At 71.9% G+C, this 15,562-nt stretch carries 17 protein-coding genes and 3 tRNA genes; 12 read left to right on the top strand and 8 right to left on the bottom strand.

Going from position 1 to position 15,562, the window contains the following annotated elements:
• The first annotated feature begins 6 nt into the window (after nucleotides 1–6).
• Both Ade02nite_RS01870 and Ade02nite_RS01865 read left to right on the top strand, forming a co-directional pair.
• On the top strand, nucleotides 7–519 hold the full coding sequence (locus Ade02nite_RS01870) for an FMN-binding protein (protein ID WP_203759716.1): 513 nt from the start codon (nucleotides 7–9) through the stop codon (nucleotides 517–519).
• Nucleotides 520–551: 32 nt separating this feature from the next.
• Nucleotides 552–1,280 (top strand): FAD:protein FMN transferase, encoded by a 729-nt coding sequence (locus Ade02nite_RS01865; RefSeq protein WP_203759715.1) that lies wholly within the window; start codon nucleotides 552–554, stop codon nucleotides 1,278–1,280.
• 130 nt (nucleotides 1,281–1,410) lie between these two features.
• On the opposite strand, the gene Ade02nite_RS01860 is transcribed toward Ade02nite_RS01865, so the two are convergent.
• The 3 genes from Ade02nite_RS01860 to Ade02nite_RS01850 all read right to left on the bottom strand — a co-directional run bounded on the left by Ade02nite_RS01860 (nucleotide 1,411) and on the right by Ade02nite_RS01850 (nucleotide 3,342).
• Nucleotides 1,411–1,758, bottom strand: a complete 348-nt coding sequence (locus tag Ade02nite_RS01860) for a hypothetical protein (protein WP_203759714.1) — start codon at nucleotides 1,756–1,758, stop codon at nucleotides 1,411–1,413.
• 64 nt (nucleotides 1,759–1,822) lie between these two features.
• The gene (locus Ade02nite_RS01855) at nucleotides 1,823–2,659 is read right to left on the bottom strand and encodes an enoyl-CoA hydratase/isomerase family protein (RefSeq protein WP_203759713.1); all 837 of its coding nucleotides are present in this window, start codon (nucleotides 2,657–2,659) and stop codon (nucleotides 1,823–1,825) included.
• An 80-nt stretch (nucleotides 2,660–2,739) separates the two neighbouring features.
• The gene (locus Ade02nite_RS01850) at nucleotides 2,740–3,342 is read right to left on the bottom strand and encodes a TetR/AcrR family transcriptional regulator (protein WP_239168448.1); all 603 of its coding nucleotides are present in this window, start codon (nucleotides 3,340–3,342) and stop codon (nucleotides 2,740–2,742) included.
• Nucleotides 3,343–3,421: 79 nt separating this feature from the next.
• Here Ade02nite_RS01850 and Ade02nite_RS01845 point away from each other — a divergent pair, with 79 nt between their 5' ends.
• Together Ade02nite_RS01845 and Ade02nite_RS01840 are read left to right on the top strand one after the other, a co-directional pair.
• Nucleotides 3,422–4,222: a TIGR03620 family F420-dependent LLM class oxidoreductase gene (locus Ade02nite_RS01845; RefSeq protein ID WP_203759712.1), complete on the top strand. Its 801-nt coding sequence runs from the start codon at nucleotides 3,422–3,424 to the stop codon at nucleotides 4,220–4,222.
• Between the two features lie 9 nt (nucleotides 4,223–4,231).
• The gene (locus tag Ade02nite_RS01840; RefSeq protein ID WP_203759711.1) at nucleotides 4,232–4,969 is read left to right on the top strand and encodes an SDR family NAD(P)-dependent oxidoreductase; all 738 of its coding nucleotides are present in this window, start codon (nucleotides 4,232–4,234) and stop codon (nucleotides 4,967–4,969) included.
• Here Ade02nite_RS01840 and Ade02nite_RS01835 read toward each other — a convergent pair.
• The gene (locus Ade02nite_RS01835) at nucleotides 4,966–5,928 is read right to left on the bottom strand and encodes an NAD-dependent epimerase/dehydratase family protein (protein ID WP_203759710.1); all 963 of its coding nucleotides are present in this window, start codon (nucleotides 5,926–5,928) and stop codon (nucleotides 4,966–4,968) included. The genes Ade02nite_RS01840 and Ade02nite_RS01835 overlap by 4 nt on opposite strands.
• 130 nt (nucleotides 5,929–6,058) lie before the next feature.
• Between Ade02nite_RS01835 and Ade02nite_RS01830 the strand changes: the two genes are divergently transcribed.
• Nucleotides 6,059–6,232 (top strand): hypothetical protein, encoded by a 174-nt coding sequence (locus Ade02nite_RS01830; protein WP_203759709.1) that lies wholly within the window; start codon nucleotides 6,059–6,061, stop codon nucleotides 6,230–6,232.
• A 21-nt stretch (nucleotides 6,233–6,253) separates the two neighbouring features.
• Here the strand turns inward: Ade02nite_RS01830 and Ade02nite_RS01825 are convergent, their stop codons facing one another.
• A complete protein-coding gene (locus Ade02nite_RS01825) occupies nucleotides 6,254–6,622 on the bottom strand; it encodes a DUF4267 domain-containing protein (protein ID WP_203759708.1) in 369 nt (122 codons plus the stop codon).
• Nucleotides 6,623–6,708: 86 nt separating this feature from the next.
• Here Ade02nite_RS01825 and Ade02nite_RS01820 point away from each other — a divergent pair, with 86 nt between their 5' ends.
• The 3 genes from Ade02nite_RS01820 to Ade02nite_RS01810 all read left to right on the top strand — a co-directional run bounded on the left by Ade02nite_RS01820 (nucleotide 6,709) and on the right by Ade02nite_RS01810 (nucleotide 11,051).
• Nucleotides 6,709–7,284, top strand: coding sequence for a TetR/AcrR family transcriptional regulator (locus Ade02nite_RS01820; protein WP_203759707.1), 576 nt, complete (start codon nucleotides 6,709–6,711; stop codon nucleotides 7,282–7,284).
• A 357-nt stretch (nucleotides 7,285–7,641) separates the two neighbouring features.
• Nucleotides 7,642–9,225 carry an ABC transporter transmembrane domain-containing protein gene (locus Ade02nite_RS01815; protein ID WP_203759706.1) on the top strand — a complete coding sequence of 528 codons (1,584 nt, stop codon included), beginning with the start codon at nucleotides 7,642–7,644 and terminating at the stop codon, nucleotides 9,223–9,225.
• A complete protein-coding gene (locus Ade02nite_RS01810; RefSeq protein WP_203759705.1) occupies nucleotides 9,222–11,051 on the top strand; it encodes an ABC transporter ATP-binding protein in 1,830 nt (609 codons plus the stop codon). The genes Ade02nite_RS01815 and Ade02nite_RS01810 overlap by 4 nt, the downstream gene beginning before the upstream one ends.
• On the opposite strand, the gene Ade02nite_RS01805 is transcribed toward Ade02nite_RS01810, so the two are convergent.
• Nucleotides 11,019–11,579: a TetR/AcrR family transcriptional regulator gene (locus Ade02nite_RS01805; protein ID WP_203759704.1), complete on the bottom strand. Its 561-nt coding sequence runs from the start codon at nucleotides 11,577–11,579 to the stop codon at nucleotides 11,019–11,021. The two genes, Ade02nite_RS01810 and Ade02nite_RS01805, sit on opposite strands and share 33 nt — an antisense overlap.
• Nucleotides 11,580–11,729: 150 nt before the next feature.
• Here Ade02nite_RS01805 and Ade02nite_RS48980 point away from each other — a divergent pair, with 150 nt between their 5' ends.
• Nucleotides 11,730–13,478 carry a CocE/NonD family hydrolase gene (locus Ade02nite_RS48980; protein WP_275409863.1) on the top strand — a complete coding sequence of 583 codons (1,749 nt, stop codon included), beginning with the start codon at nucleotides 11,730–11,732 and terminating at the stop codon, nucleotides 13,476–13,478.
• A gap of 46 nt (nucleotides 13,479–13,524) precedes the next feature.
• Here Ade02nite_RS48980 and Ade02nite_RS01795 read toward each other — a convergent pair whose 3' ends face one another.
• Together Ade02nite_RS01795 and Ade02nite_RS01790 are read right to left on the bottom strand one after the other, a co-directional pair.
• Nucleotides 13,525–13,773, bottom strand: a complete 249-nt coding sequence (locus Ade02nite_RS01795) for a hypothetical protein (protein WP_203759703.1) — start codon at nucleotides 13,771–13,773, stop codon at nucleotides 13,525–13,527.
• Between the two features lie 11 nt (nucleotides 13,774–13,784).
• Nucleotides 13,785–14,966 carry a GNAT family N-acetyltransferase gene (locus Ade02nite_RS01790; protein ID WP_203759702.1) on the bottom strand — a complete coding sequence of 394 codons (1,182 nt, stop codon included), beginning with the start codon at nucleotides 14,964–14,966 and terminating at the stop codon, nucleotides 13,785–13,787.
• Between the two features lie 178 nt (nucleotides 14,967–15,144).
• Here Ade02nite_RS01790 and Ade02nite_RS01785 point away from each other — a divergent pair.
• The 3 genes from Ade02nite_RS01785 (at nucleotide 15,145) to Ade02nite_RS01775 (ending at nucleotide 15,418) form a co-directional block, all read left to right on the top strand.
• A tRNA-Gly gene (locus Ade02nite_RS01785) sits at nucleotides 15,145–15,217 on the top strand.
• Nucleotides 15,218–15,254: 37 nt separating this feature from the next.
• Nucleotides 15,255–15,325, top strand: a tRNA-Cys gene (locus tag Ade02nite_RS01780).
• A gap of 21 nt (nucleotides 15,326–15,346) precedes the next feature.
• Nucleotides 15,347–15,418: transfer RNA gene (locus Ade02nite_RS01775), tRNA-Val, on the top strand.
• Nucleotides 15,419–15,562: the final 144 nt, after the last annotated feature.

Below are 15,562 nucleotides of genomic sequence, written 5' to 3'. Positions count from 1 at the left end.
ACCGCGATGCGACGTAGTACCGCAGCAGCTGTCGGCACCCTGACCGGGGCGGCGCTGATCGTCGGCGTGCGGTTGAGCGTGGAGCCGCCGGCGGCGCCGGTCGCCGCTCCGCCCGCTGTCGACCTGGCCGGCGGGACCCCCACGCCGAAGCCGAAGCCGACCGGCTCGGCCGCCGGGTCTTCCGCTGGCAACAAATCGGGCAAAGCGACCGCCTCGAAGAGCGCAGCCCCCAAGTCCGGCCTCAAGGACGGCGTATACAAGGGCGACGGGGCGCGCAACCCGTACGGCACGGTCCAGGTCTCCATCCGCATCGAGGGCGGCGAGATCACCGCGGCCGAGGCGACCTACCCGACGACCGCCGACAGCGGCACCATCAACCCGCCCGCGATCGCCGCCCTCAAGCAGGAGACCCTCGGCGCGAAGAGCGCCAAGGACCTGAACGCCGTCTCCGGCGCCACCTACACCAGCAAGTCCTACGCCGAGTCCCTCCAGGCAGCGCTGGACGCCGCAAAGGCGTAAGGTCACGCTCTGTGCGCCACGTCGAGCATGTGATGGGTACGACGGTCAGCATCGAACTGACCCCCGACCGCCCCGACCACGAGCTCCGCGCCCTGATCGCGGACGTCTGCGGGTGGCTGCACGAGGTGGACGCCCGCTTCAGCACGTACAAGCCGGACAGCGAGGTCTGCCGCTTCCGTGACGGAGCGTTGACGCTGGCGGACCTCTCCGCCGACATGCGCCACGTCCTCGACGCGTGCGCTGACCTGTGGCGCGACACGGACGGCTACTTCGACGCGTACGCCACCGGCCCGCTCGACCCCAGCGGCTACGTCAAGGGCTGGTCCGTCGAGGTGGCCTCCGCCAGACTCCTGGCCGCCGGCTCCACCAGCCACTACATCAACGCCGGCGGCGACATCCGCATGCGCGGCCACCACCCCGACGGCGGCCCGTGGCGCGTCGGCATCCGCCACCCCTGGGAGCCCGACAAGGTCAGCTGGGTCCTGGCCCTCACCGACGGCGCCGTGGCCACCTCCGGCACCTACGAACGGGGCGACCACGTCCACAACCCCCGCACGGGCAAGCCGGCCCAGGGCCTGCGCTCGGTCACCGTGGTCGGCCCCGACCTGTCGATCGCCGACGCCTACGCCACCGCCGCCCTGGCCATGGGCGAGGCCGGCATAACGTGGCTGGCCAAGCGGGCAGCCGACGGCTACGACTCGGCCGTCATCACCGACGACGGGCGTGCCTTCAGCTCGGCCGGCCTGCCCGCCGCCGTCTGACCCACGAGCCGGAGGCGATCACAGTCCGCCACATGGCTTTGACCATCGAGCTGCGCCGGCGTCTCGCTCGTGCGCCCAAGGGACAGCCGGCTGTCCAACGCGGATCAGGGCTGGCATTGGCTCATGTCGATTACAGCAGTTCGAATTTGCCGTGTTCGATTGCCACCGCTACGCCGGTTTCGGTGGTCAGGGCCTGGGCGAGTGCAGCGTCCGCAGCGGGAACTCCCTCGGCCGGGGGCTGGGTGTAGTCGCCTATGACGGTGACTCCGTCGAAGTCGATGTCGAAGGCGGCGAGAGCGCTGACCTCGAAGTTGTGAAACACGCCGGTGCCCGAATCGATGGCACCGAGTTGTTCGACGGCCCGGTGGAGGTCGGCCTTGCTGTGCTTTCGCTGCTGGATCGAGGCGGGGATGTGCCGGCGGCGGGCTTCGTCCAGGATGTGCCGCTGGATGCTGTCGGGCGGCCCGTGCCACACCACGATGGTCGAGCCGGCATCCGGACTGGAGGATAAGGGAGGTGGGAGGGGCTCACGGCGGCGGCGCTCAGCGCGGCCGTGTGGACGGGCGCGCGAGGTCGCCGATGGCGGTGCCCAGGTCGCGCTCGATGCCGTCGGGCTGTTGGAGGCCGTTCTCGAAGAGCAGCTGGACGAACGGCCGGTGCTCCGGGCGCCCCGCGGTCGCGAAATAGGCCTTCAGGCTCTCGCCCAGTTCCTCGTCCGCCGGCAGTGTGGCCTCGTCGACGAGTTTCTTGATGCCCGTGACGGCGACCCGGTCGAAGGCGGCGATGCGGCGGGCGAAGCGGTCGGTGAAGTCCTCGAGCGAGGCGTCCGGGATCACGCGGTTGACGTAGCCGTAGGCCGCGGCCAGCGAAGCCGGGATGTCGTCGCCACCGAGGAGGATCTCCAGGGCGCGGGCTCGGCCGGTCAGGCGGCTCAGGCGGGCCGCTGCGCCGCCGCCGGGCACCGCGCCCACGGCGATCTCGAACTGGCCCAGGGTGGCCTCGCCGGAGGCGAAGCGGATGTCGGTGGCCAGCGCGAACTCGCTGCCGGCGCCGCGGGCGCGGCCGCGTATCTCGCAGATCGTGGCGACCGGGAGTTTGCTGAGGCGGGCGAAGTTGTCGGCGTAGGGGTGCAGGCCGGTGGGGCCGGGCCGCATCGCGGCCACCCGCCGCGGGTCGGCGAGGAAGTCCCAGTGGGCCATGAAGTAGCCGGGCTTCTCGCTGCGGAAGACGACCACCGTGAGGTCCGGATCGTTCTCCATCGCCGTGATCAGCGCGGCGAGCTGGTCGACCGTGTCGGGGTCGATGAGGTTGACGGGTCCGTTGTCGAACGTGACCCGCCAGTACGACGGTTGCACCTTGGTGACGCGGAACTGTTCCATGGCCCCAGCCTGCTGCCGCCGGCCACCGGTAAGACCCGTCAAACACCCTGGTCGCCGGTGTCCAGGGCGGTAGGCGAGTCTCAAGGACGGCCCGGGACAGCCCTCAGCGCGATGTCGACAGTGGCGTGCAGGCTCGCCCGGTCGACGCCCGCGGCGGCGTGCACCGCGTTTCCCTCGCTGACCGTCATGACGTAGCGGGCGAGGGCCGCCGGATCGGTGCCGGCGGGCAGGTCGCCCTCGTCGACCGCGCGGGCCAGCCGGGCCGCGAGGGCACGCTCGCCGGCCAGCCGGCTCTCCGCCAGGAAGCGCGCCACCTCGCCGTGGTCGCTGCCGCCGGCCAGGCCGCCCTGGATCGACAGACATCCGGACGGGCGGTCGGCCCGCGTGAGCGCTTCGACGTTCGCGCGGAGAAAGCTCTCGATGACCTGGTACGCGGTGGGCCGCGCGAGCGCCTCCCGCGCGTATGCCATGTCGTGCTCGGCATACCGGGCCACCGCGCGGCGGAACAGCTCCTCCTTGTTGCCGTACGCCGCGTACATGCTCGGCCGGTTGATGCCCATCGCGTCCGTGAGGTCGGTGAGGGACGCGCCCTCGTACCCGTGTCGCCAGAACACCTCGATGGCCCGGTCGAGGGCCGCGTCGGCGTCGAAGCCGCGCGGCCGTCCCTTTGTCTTCACCGTCACACCGATCAGTCTACCGCTCGGTACAGAAATGAGCTACGTTCTTTCCGTACCGAGCGATACAGAAATGAGGAGGTGACCCATGAAGCAGGTAGGACTCTGGAGCATGCAGTTCCGGGGCGCGGCCCGTCCGCAGGTGCGCGACGCCGTGGCCGAGCTGGAAGAGCTCGGCTGGGACACGCTCTGGCTGCCCGGCCTCGACGGCACCGGCGCCCTCGCCGACGTGGTCGCGCTGGCCGGCGCCGCGCCCCGCAGCACCGTCGTCACCGGCGTGCTCAACATCTGGGGCCAGACACCCCAGGAGCTTTCCGACCGATTCAGGCCGTACGGCGAGCGCGTCCGCGTGGGCCTCGGCGTCGGCAGCCGCGACGGCGACCCGTTCGCCGCCATGAACAAGTACCTCGACGAGCTCGAACGGCCCGCCTGGGTGCTCGGCGCGCTCGGCCCCCGGATGGTCGACCTCGCCGTGGCCCGCACGTCGGGCTGGCACCCGTTCCTGGTCACGCCCTCCTATGTGGCCCGGGAACGTGCCCGCGCCGGCAACGGCCCGATCATCGCCCCGCACCAGGCGGTGGTCCTGACGTCCGACCCGGCCGAGGCGCGCGCGGCGGCCCGCGCCGAGATCGGCATGTTCATCGGCTTCCCCGCCTACCGCAACAACCTGCGCAGGCTCGGCTTCACCGACGACGACCTCGTGCCCGGCGGCAGCGACCGCCTCATCGACGCCCTCGTCGCGCACGGCTCGGCGGACGACATCGCCCGCCGCGTGCGGGACCACCTGGACGCCGGGGCCGACCACGTCGCCCTGCACGTCCTCGGCTCCCGCTCGCTTCCCCTCGCGCAGTGGCGCGAGCTCTCTTTCCTTGCCAAGTCCTCGTTCTAGGAGATCACCATGGGACAGCTCGACACCAAGACCGCTCTCGTCACCGGCGCCACCGCGGGCATCGGCCTCGCGACCGCCCGCCGCCTCGCCGCCGAGGGCGCGCACGTCTTCGTCACCGGCCGCCGCAAGGAGGCCCTGGACGCGTTCGGCGAGGGCTTCACCGCCCTCCAGGCCGACGTGGCCAGCCCCGGCGACCTCGACCGCGTCTACGCGGCCATCGCCGAGCGCGGCAAGGGCCTCGACGTCCTGTTCGCCAACGCGGGCGGCGGCGAGTTCTCGGCCCTGCCCGACATCACCTGGGACCACTACGCCACCACGTTCAACACCAACGTGGGCGGCACCATCTTCACGGTGCAGAAGGCGCTGCCGCTGCTCAACCCCGGCGCCTCGGTGATCATCACCAGCTCGAACATCGACGTGAAGGCCGCTCCCGCGTTCAGCGTCTACGCCGCGTCGAAGGCCGCCCTGCGCTCCTTCACCCGCAGCTGGGCCGCCGAGCTCGTCGAGCGCTCCATCCGCGTCAACGCCATCGCCCCCGGCCCGATCGACACGCCCGGCCTCTCCGGCCTGGCGGGCACCCCCGAGGACGCGGCGCAGCTGCTCAAGGGCCTGGCCTCGGGCGTGCCGATGGCTCGCCTCGGCACCCCCGAGGAGATCGCCGAGACGGTGCTCTACCTGGCCACCCCGGCCAGCGCCTACGTCACCGGCGCCGAGATCTACGTGGACGGCGGCGCCAGCCAGGTCTAAACCGTCAGGGGGCGGGCGACTTCGAGTCGGTCGTGGTGGACGAGCCACCGCACCGACTCGAGCACCGCCTCCTCGGGCTGGTAACGCGGGGCGTAGCCGAGCAGCGTACGAGCCTTGTCGATGCTGAAGTAGTGGTTGCGGGACAGATGCTCCCAGCTGGCCTGGGCCGCCTCGGCCTCCGTGCCGCGGCGGAACTCCTCCCAGCTGACGGTGCGCAGCCGCGCCTGCTGCCCGAACCACGACGCCCCGATCTGCGCGAACCCGCGAACGTTGAGAGCGGACGGCGCCACGACACTGAAGTCCTGCCCGGCGGCAGCGTCCCGCCGCGCGATGGCCGCCTCGAACGCCTGCGCCACATCGTCGGCGTGCACGTGATGCAGGAACTCGGCCCCGATCCCCGGCACGTCGAGCGGCTCACCCGCCGACAGCCGGCGCCACACCCCCGGGTCGAGGTTGCCGAGCGGCCCGATCGGATGCCACCCCGGCCCCACGATGTGCCCCGGATGCAGCGAGGTGGTCACCAGCCGGTGCTCCGCCTTGAGCATCCGGGCGATCGCGTCCTTGGCGATCCCGTACTCCCCGAGCGGCGGCTCCCCGTTCTCCTCGGTGATCGGCAGCCGCACACTCGGCCCGGCCCGCCAGATCGACCCGCAGTGCAGCAGATGCCCGGTCTCCCCGCGAAGCCGTTCCACAAGCGCCTTCGCCGACTCCAGTGTGAAACAGATCAGGTCGACGACGACATCGGCCCGCTCGGCGGCCACCCGCCCCGGGAAGGTGCCGTCCCGGTCCTCGGCCTCCCGGTCGGCCACCACATGCCGCACCTGCGCCCAGGCGGGGTCATCGACGTAGCTGCTCCGTTGCCCCCGGCTGATGGTGACCACTTCGTGCCCGGCCCGCACCAGCCGCGGCACCAGGAACGTGCCGATGTGCCCGCTACCTCCGACAACCACAACCTTCATGCCGTCAGGCTAAGCCCACCACCGCCCGGCCGAGGCGCTAGAGTCACCGCCGTCCGGACGCGGCACGGGGGCGGGAACAGAATGCGAACGTTGATGGGGGCCATCCCCGTCATCAACACCGCGAACGACGATGTCACTGTGGGTGGCCGCGACCGGCGGGCCTTACCCGATCCGGTTCGACAGCGGCGGCACCTTCGTCGACCTCAGCGGCTTCGGATCGCCGCCGCCCGCCATCGAGGAGCCCGCGGCCGCCGACACCGTCGAGATGTCGGCGGTTCTTCGGAGCGGCGTCAGCGCGTCCTGACGACGCCCGCTGGACGTCCGATCAGAGCGCGAACAGCAGGGCGGCGCTGATCAGCACCACCACGGCGGTGGCGAAGTGGATGCCGAAGGCAGTGGCCTTGGTGCCGCCGTGCCGGAGCACGATCAGCGTGTCGCCCAGCGGCATCAGGGCCGCGATCAGCATGAACCAGGCCCCCGCCTCCGCGCCCACGAAGGCGAGCAGGGCCAGGCCGATCAGGCCGAGGCTGAAGTCGCGCCCACCCTTGACCGTCAGGTAGGCGCTGTCTCCCCGCTGGGCCGGCACGCCGTAGCCCGCCGCGGCGGCCTCGGGCGCCAGCAGGAAGCGGGCGCCGATGAAGACGATGAACAGATCGAGCACGATGGCGAGCCCATAGGCGATCGCACTGAGCATGACGACTCCTTGCTAGCAACGCTAGATTCGAGAGCGACACTAACACTGCCTTTGACACTCGCGCTAGCGCCGCTAGGATTCTTGTCATGGCGATACGAGAGCGGCGTGAGCGCGAACGCAGGGACCGTGAACGGCTGATCGTGAACGCCGCGCGCGAGCTCGCCGAGGCCGAGGGCTGGGACGCGGTCACCACGCGCCGGCTCGCCGAACAGATCGAATACAGCCAGCCGGTGCTCTACAGCCACTTCAAGGGCAAGGACGCCATCATGGCCGCCGTCGCCCTCGAGGGCTTCGCCGAGTTGGCCACCCTGATGCGAGCGGCCCGCACCTCGGCGCCCGACCCCCGCGCATCACTGGCCGCCCTGGCCGAGGCGTACGCGCGGTTCGCCGAGACGCACCCGGTCCTCTACGAGGCCATGTTCACCAACGCCATCGAGCTGACCTTCGCCAGCCCACAGGAGACACCGCCCGCGCTTCAGCAGGGCTTCGGCGAGTTGCGCGAGGCCCTGCGCCCGCTGACCGGCGACGACGACCTCGACGCGAACACCGAGGTCTTCTGGGCCGCCCTGCACGGCCTGATGACGTTGACGAGGGGCAGCCGCCTCCCCGCCGAGGGTCACCAGCACCGGCTGGCCCTGCTGCTGCACCGCTTCGGCGCCTGACACCCGCCACTGTGACCGGACGGGCCATTCCCGCCGGGCCTGAGATCGGCAAGCATGAATGCTCACCTGAGCGCCATGCCGCAGACTCGAGGAGGCCCCATGCGTGCCGTCAAACGACTCGTCATCGTCGTCGCCGCCGCAGCCGCGACGGTGCTGGCCTGGCAGGCCGCCGCCGCGGCGGCATCGATGGTCGAGTACGCGCTCCTCTGACCCCACCGGCCGCCGCCACATCGACCGAAATCGGGCAGCGCGCTTGCGCCCCTCTGGGGCAGAGTGGCCGTCGTGGACATACGGGGACCTGGGCGGTTTTTGTGGTGGTTGGGACGGGAGCTCAAGGGGCGGGTCGGGCTGGGGGCGATGTTCGGGTCGCTGTGGTTCGTCAGTTTGGCGACCACGCCGTACCTGATCTCGCAGGCTATTGATCGAGGGTTGGGGGCGCGGCGGCCCGGCGCTCTCGTGGGCTGGGTTGTCGCCGTGCTGGTGGTGGGCGTGGCCAGTGCGGTGCTCGGCATCATGCGGCATCGGAGCATGTCCAAGCTGCGGATGGCGGCTGCCCTGCGTACCGCCGATCTGGTCATGTCGCATGCGACGCGGCTCGGGGCGGCGTTGCCGCGGCGGGTGACGGCCGGTGAGGTTGTCACGATCGGGATCTCCGACGTGTGGACGATCGGGCGGGCGATGAACGTCGGCGGGGTCGGCGTGGCGGCGACGCTGGCGTACATCGTGGTGGCGACCCTGCTGTCGCGGACGGCACCGTCGCTGGCCGTGGTCGTGCTGGCGGGGGTGCCGGTGCTGGCGCTGTTCGTCGGGCCGCTGCTGCAGCGCAGCCAGCGTGCGTCCAGCGGGTATCGCGAGCGGCAGGGTGAGCTGAACGCGCGCCTCGTCGACGTGCTGGGCGGGCTGCGTATCCTCAACGGGCTCGGCGGCAAACAGACCCATCTGCGGCGGTACGTGGGGGAGTCCGCCAAGCTCAGGGCGCAGGGCTATCGCGTGGGCGGGCCGTCGAGCTGGATCGGGGCGCTCGGTGACGGTCTGCCCGTCGTGTTCCTCGCTGTTGTCGTGTGGCTCGCCGCGCGGCTGGCGGCCCAGGGCGAGCTCACCGCGGGGCAGTTGGTCGCCGTCTACGGCTACACGGCCATGCTCGTGATCCCGGTCAACGTGCTGATCTTCTGTTCGTTCGACGTGACCCGGGGGATCGTCGCCGCTCGGCGGGTGGTCAACTTCCTCAAGATCCCGGTCGACGATCCGTCCGGGCGGCCGGCGCCGGACGGGCCCGCGCCGCTGCGTGACCCGGAGTCCGGTGTGGTCGCCGAGCCGGGGCGGTTCACCGCGCTCGCCGGGGCCCGGCCCGCCGACGCCGCCGAGGTCATCGACCGGCTCGGGCGGTACGGCCCCACGCGCGCGACCTGGGGTGACGTGCGGCTCGACGAGATCGCCCAGCCCGAGGTGCGCGAACGGATCCTGGTCACCGAGCCGGGCGCCGACCTGTTCGCCGGCACGCTGCGTGAGGTGGTGGCCGGCCGGGACGAGCCGCGCGACGCGAAGGTGCGCGCGGCGATCGAGACCGCCGTGGCCCACGACGTCGCCGCCGACCTGGGGCGCCCGGTCGAGTGGGCGGGCCGCAACCTCTCCGGCGGTCAGCGGCAGCGGGTGCGGCTGGCGCGCGCCGTGCACGCCGACCCGGAGATGCTGCTCGCGGCCGAGCCGACGTCCGCGGTGGACGCGCACACGGAGGCCGCCATCGCCGAGCGGCTCAGCGCGGCGCGGCGCGGCCGGGGCACGGTCGTGGCGACCACGTCGCCGGTGCTGCTCGACCGGGCCGACGTCGTGCACTACCTGGTCGAGGGCCGGGTGGCCGCGTCGGGAACCCATCGTGAGCTGCTGACCGCCGAGCCCGGCTACCGGGCGCTGGTCACCCGCGTCTTCGGGGAGGACGAATGAGCACCATCCTGCCCGTCGCCGACCAGCGCACGGTGGCGCGCGCGGCGCTGCGCCTGATCGCCGCGGACCGGCGCGCCGTGGTCACGTTGCTGGTGCTCAACTCGCTGGCCGCGCTCGCCGGGGTCGGCGGCCCGTGGCTGCTCGGCCGGATCATCGACGCGGTCACGCACGGCGAGGGCGGGCTCGGCGCGGTGGACAGGCTCGCCGCGGCGGTGCTGGCCTGCGCGGTGGTGCAGACGGTGCTGTCGCGCTATGCGCTGGCGATCGCCTACCGCTTCGGCGAGCGGACGGCGGCGCGCATCCGCGAGACGTTCCTGCGGCGCTCGCTCGCCCTGCCCGCCTCGGTGGTCGAACGGGTGCCCGCGGGCGACATCGCGGCCCGCGGCACCACCGACGTCGACGCGGTGGCCACCACGCTGCGCGACATCCTGCCCATGCTCCTGATCAGCCTGGTGCAGATGATCTTCATCGTGGGCGCGTTGCTGCTGCTCGACCCGCTGCTGGGCGTGCTCGGACTGGCGGGGCTGTCCGGCATCTGGTTCTCCACCCGCTGGTACCTGCGGCGCGCGCGGCCCGCGTACCTCAAGGAGGGCGAGGCGAACTCGCAGCTGGCGGAGGAGCTGGCGGCGACGACGGCCGGCGCCCGCACCATCGAGGCCTTCGGCCTGGCGGACAAGCGCCTCGCGGCGGGCCACGCGGCGATCGCCGAGACTCGCCGCACGCGGCTCGCCACACTGGGGTTGCGCAGCGTCTTCTTTCCCTCGGTGGAGATCTCGTACGCGGTGCCGAGCGTGCTCGTGCTGCTCGTGGGCGGCCTGCTCTACATCAACGGCAACGTCAGCCTCGGTACGGTGAGCGCGGCCGTGCTGTTCCTGCGGCAGCTCGTCGGGCCGCTCGACAACATCATGATCTGGATCGAGCAGTTGCAGAGCAGCAGCGCGTCGTTCGCCCGGGTCGAAGGGCTCGCCGAGATCCCGCCGCCGAGCTATGGGACCCGGTTGCCGGCGGACGACCGCATCGAGATCAGGGCCGTGCGGTACGCGTACGAGCAAGGTCTCGATGTCCTGCACGACGTGGACCTGACCGTGCGGCCGGGCGAGCGGCTGGCGATCGTGGGATTGTCGGGCGCGGGCAAGTCGACGCTGGGCCGGCTGATCGCGGGCGTGGACCGGCCGGGCGCCGGGACGGTGACGGTCGGCGGGGTGCCGGTGGCGGACCTGCCGCCGGACGAGCTGCGCCGGCAGGTCGTGCTGGTCACGCAGGAGCACCACGTGTTCCGCGAGACGCTGCGCGACAACCTGATGGTGGCGGCGCCGGACGACGAGCTGCGCCGGGCGCTGAAGACGGTGGGCGCAGACTGGGCCGACGACCTCGACCGCGACCTGGGCGAAGACCCGCCGGACGGCGCGCAGGCGCAGCAGCTGGCGCTGGCGCGGGTGGTGCTGGCCGATCCGCACACGGTGATCCTGGACGAGGCGACGGCGCTGCTCGACCCGACGGCGGCCCGCACGGCCGAGCGGGCGCTGGCGGCGGTGCTGCACGAGCGCACGGTGATCGCGATCGCGCACCGGCTCCAGACGGCCCACGACGCCGACCGGGTGGTGGTCATGGAGGACGGCCGGATCATCGAGCTGGGCACCCACGACGAGCTGGTCGCGGCGAACGGCCCCTACGCGGCCCTGTGGCACTCGTGGCACGGCTCGTCGGACGCCGGGCCGTCTCCTGCCGGGCCGTCTCCTGCCGGGCCGTCTCCTGCCGGGCCTGCTGGCGCCGGTGCCGGGTCGGCAAGGGCGTCATGGCAGGGGCATCAGGCCGTCGAGGGCTAGTTCGATCGCCTTGGCGGTCTGGTCGCCGGCGTCGCCGAGCATGCCCTCGGCGACGCCCTCCACCATGCCGAACAGCACCATCAGGTCGGCGGGCACCAGGTCGCGGCGGACGTGGCCCTGCTCCTGCGCTCGTTGCAGCGGGCCGGCCAGCAGGGTCACGATCTGCCGCAGGTAGCGGCCCTGCACGGCGGGTTCGAGGCGGCGGGCCAGGTGCACCAGCGGCCGCATCGCCACCTGGGACCGCAGCACGGCGTCGAGCATCGGGCGGAACGCGGCGGGCTGCTGCTGGTTGGCGGTCACGCACGCCTCGAGACGCTCCACCTGGTGCGCGATCACGGCGGACGTCAGCGCGTACCGGTCGGGAAAATGCCGGTAGAGGGTGGCCTGCCCGACACCCGCCCGCCGCGCGATCTCGGGCATCCCCGCGATGTCGGCTCGCCCGGTCATCAGGTCGCTGGCCGCCTCGAGGATCGCCAGCCGGTTGCGCTGGGCATCGCGCCGGCGCGGGGCTTGGACGCCGTAGATCATGGCGTTCCCCCTCTCCGAAGTGACCTACGTTACTGGCTAGTAACGATAATGTCATGAAGTTCAATTTCTCGGAACAGGCTCCTACGCTGCCGGAACTGGAGCGCTCCAGCCTCTCCCGTCTTCGGCTACGCCTTCCCTCGAGGAGTGCGCATGGGGCTTCGTCGTGTGTTCACCCTTCCGGCCGCGGTGGCGACCGCGCTCGCACTGACCGCCGTCCCCGCGTCCGCGGCCGGCCCGACCCCCGTCCCCGCGTCCGCGGCCGGCCCGACCCCCGTCCCCGCGTCCGCGGCCGGCCCGACCCCCGTCCCCGCTGCCGCGGCCGGCTCGACCACCGGGTTCGACTTCGTCGACATCCCCGGTGACGGGGTGACGCTCAAGGCCAACGTGATCGCCCCGTCCACCGCGGGCCCCCACCCGGCGGTGCTGCTGCCCGCGAGCTGGGGCCTGAACGACCTGGAGTACCTGGCCCAGGCCCGCACGCTGGCGTCGGCCGGCTACGTGGTGGTGTCGTACACCCCGCGCGGCTGGTGGTCCTCCGGCGGCGAGATCGACACGGCCGGCCCGCGCGACATGGCCGACCTCTCCAAGGTGATCGACTGGACGATCGCGAACACGGGAGCGGACCCGTCCCGCATCGGCGTCGCCGGCATCTCGTACGGCGCCGGCATCAGCCTGCTGGGCGCCGCCTTCGACAGCCGCATCCGGGTGGTCGCGATGATGAGCGGCTGGACGGACCTGGTGTATTCGCTCTACAGCGACTCCACCCGGCACAAGCAGTCCGCCGGCCTCCTCGAGATCGCCGCCGGCCTGCTCGGCGACGTCGGCCCCGACCTGGGCGGCAAGCTCGCCGACTTCAAGGCCAACCGCAACGTCCCCGAGGTGATGGCCTGGGCACGGGTACGCTCCGCCGCCACCTACCTGAACGCCCTGAACACCAACAAGCCCGCCATCCTGATCGCGAACGCCTGGGGCGACTCGTTCTTCCCGCCGAACCAGTTGGTCGACTTCTACCAGAGACTGACCACCCCCAAGCGCCTCGAACTCCGCCCCGGCGACCACGCCATAGCCGAGCTGGGCGGCATCTTCGGCTTCGAGAACGAGGTCTGGTCCAGCGTCCGAACCTGGTTCGACACCCACCTGGCCACCAAGGGCACCGACCCGACCGCGTCCCGCGCGACGTCCGCGGGCCTCAGCGCGCCCACCGTTGCCGCGTCCCACACGACGTCCGCGGGCGTCAGCGCGCCTACCCGTGCCGCGTCCGCGTCCGCGCAGCTTCCCGTGCTGATCAAGCCGGACAACGCACCCGCCGAGTCCTACCCCGACTGGCCGAGCCTGAGCACCACCCAGCGCCGCTTCGACCTCGGCAAGATCCGCACCCTGGACGGCACCGGCCTCCTCGGCGGTGGCCCCTCCCCGGCCTGGACGAAGTCCCTGCCCACCGACAAGGACACCACCGCCGCGGGCGGCGTGGTGCTGCTGACGAACGGCGTGGCCGCCTTCACCAACCAGCGCCCCCAGATCTGGCTGCCCACCGTCGACCGCTTCCGGGCAGGCGTCTGGGCAAGCTCCCGCCCGGCGTCCCCGCTGCGCCTGCGCGGCATCCCGAAGGTCCACCTCGACCTCGCCGGCACCCACGCCCCCGGCTCCGCCGTCGTCTACCTCTACGACCTGGACGCTCTCGGCACCGCCAAGCTCATCACCCACGCCCCGGTGACATGGCTGGAGCCCCGCTCATCCGTGGACGTAGCCCTCTCCGCGGCCGCCTACGACATCCCCGCCGGCCACTCCCTGACCTTGGTCGTGGACACGGTCGACCCCCTCTACTACGACGCCAACGCCCCCGGCGAAACCGTCACCATCGGCGCCGGCTCCTACCTCGACGTCCCCGTCCGCTCCTAGCTCCAGGCCAGCCGGGGCGTCGCACGGGCGGCGCCCCAGCTCGGGGTCAGGCGCCGTCGCTCGCCCGCATGATGGCCTTGCGGGCGCGCCACGCCATCACCGAGCCGATCGACAGGGCCGAGAGCACCGAGCCGACCGACAGCCACGAGCCGATCGACAGGACCGAGCCGAACGAGCCGATCGAACCCACGGACAGCACCGAGCCCGTCGAGCCGACCGACAGCACGGAACCCTTCGAATAGATGCTCAGCACCGAGTCCTCGGACCGGTACGACAGGATCGAACCCTTTCGCACGCCCACTCCTCTCAGAAGTCCGCGCAGATGTAGGGCATCTGGCGCGGGAACAGACTGGTCAACGGCTCGATCGCGCCCGCCTCGACGCGCCCCAGCCCGCGCGTGACGACCTCGACCGGGTCGAGCACCCCGTAGAGCAGGCCGCTGAAACCGCCCACGGTCAGCGTGGCCGACGGCTCCGAGGTGCCCTTGGCCACGGTCAGCCGGCCGCCCTCGCCGGTCAGGCGCCAGACGCCGCCCACGTGCTCGTCGTCGGGGATCTCGACGGTCACGTCGCCGTCGCCGGCCTGCGAGCCGGTCAGCGCCTCCATGTCGAGGACCCGCACCATCGGGCCGCCCTGCCGCGGATGTGTGACCTTGGCCTCGGTGGTCACCGAGAAGTCGGTGCCCCACAGCTCGGGCACCTCGTCCGTGCTGAGCGTCACCACGACCCGCGACACCTGGTCGACGTGCCGGCTGAAGAACTGGAGCAGCAGCGCCCGCCCCAGCGGCCCGGTGGTCAGCAGGTCGGAGGCGAGCAGGTCGCCACCGTACCGATCCACGCGGTATTGCACGGCCCCCACGATCTCGCCGTCGACCCGGGCCACCGCCACCCAGCTCTTCTCCTCGCGGAACTCCGCGCTCCGGACCGCGTCGAACACCGCGAACCCGTGCCGCTCGCCGAGCAGCCGACCCTTGAGCTGCTGCAACGCCTCGAAGCCGTCCCACATCGGCAGCCGCTCGACAGTGCCGGGAAGCTCCACCCGTACGAGATGGGAAAGCCCCTCCGGAGCGAAGCTCGCCGTGCGGTGCCGGGGAATGCCGACAAACCCGAACCGGGCGTAGAAGCTGGGACGGAACGGATAGAGCGCGCTGACCGCGAACCCCTCCTGGCGCGACTGCCTGAGCAGCCGGGTCAGCACCTCGCGGACCAGCCCACGCCGGCGGGCCGACGGATGGGACGCCACCGACGCCACGCCGGCCATGTCGTGGACCAGGCCACGCACGTTCTGCCGCATGCGCAGGGCCGCCGCGCACGCCAGCGCCTGCCCGTCCTCCTCCGCGATCATGCTGATCGCCGACTCGAAGAACGGCTGACGCCGCCGATAGGCCGCTTCCTCCTCGTCGGGCCACGGCGACGGCAGGAAGGCGTAGGTCTGAAGGGGGAACATCGTCGCCGCGCGCTCCGCCGCGCTGATCTGCCGGAAGTCCATGTGCCCATCAAACACTGGGAGGCCCGTTGGGCGCTCGCCTGTTTTGCCGCCTGTGGATAACCCGGAAAACACCAGGTGAACGCCGTGCCGCGACGCGCCGGGGTACCCCGGTTTGGCAAGCCCCCCGGTCACCCGCTAATGTTTCTTCCGTCGCCGGGACAGCCGCCCGGAAGACAACGCGGACGTAGCGCAGCTGGTAGCGCATCACCTTGCCAAGGTGAGGGTCGCGGGTTCGAATCCCGTCGTCCGCTCGGAGAGGCCTTCACAGGACACGTGCGGGGCCGGCTCGGTGGAGTGGCCGAGAGGCGAGGCAACGGCCTGCAAAGCCGTGTACACGGGTTCAAATCCCGTCTCCACCTCGCAGTAGAGCAGTACCCCGAGGGCGATTGGCGCAGCGGGAGCGCGCTTCCTTGACACGGAAGAGGTCACTGGTTCGATCCCAGTATCGCCCACGAGACGGCAGGCGGCCCCTGCTCGCGGAGAGCGCGAGCCGGGGCCGCCTCGTCATGTCTGCTCCGGGGGCCGAGCCCCCGGACGCCCCGCGGTGCGGTGGTTGCGCTGAGGGGCCTGGTTGCGGTGGGGCCCGGTTGCGCTGA

This window comes from Paractinoplanes deccanensis (assembly GCF_016862115.1).
In the GTDB taxonomy this organism is placed as follows: Bacteria; Actinomycetota; Actinomycetes; order Mycobacteriales; family Micromonosporaceae; genus Actinoplanes; species Actinoplanes deccanensis.
Note: the sequence above shows the minus strand (reverse complement) of the source record. Positions and strands in the feature narration are given on the sequence as shown.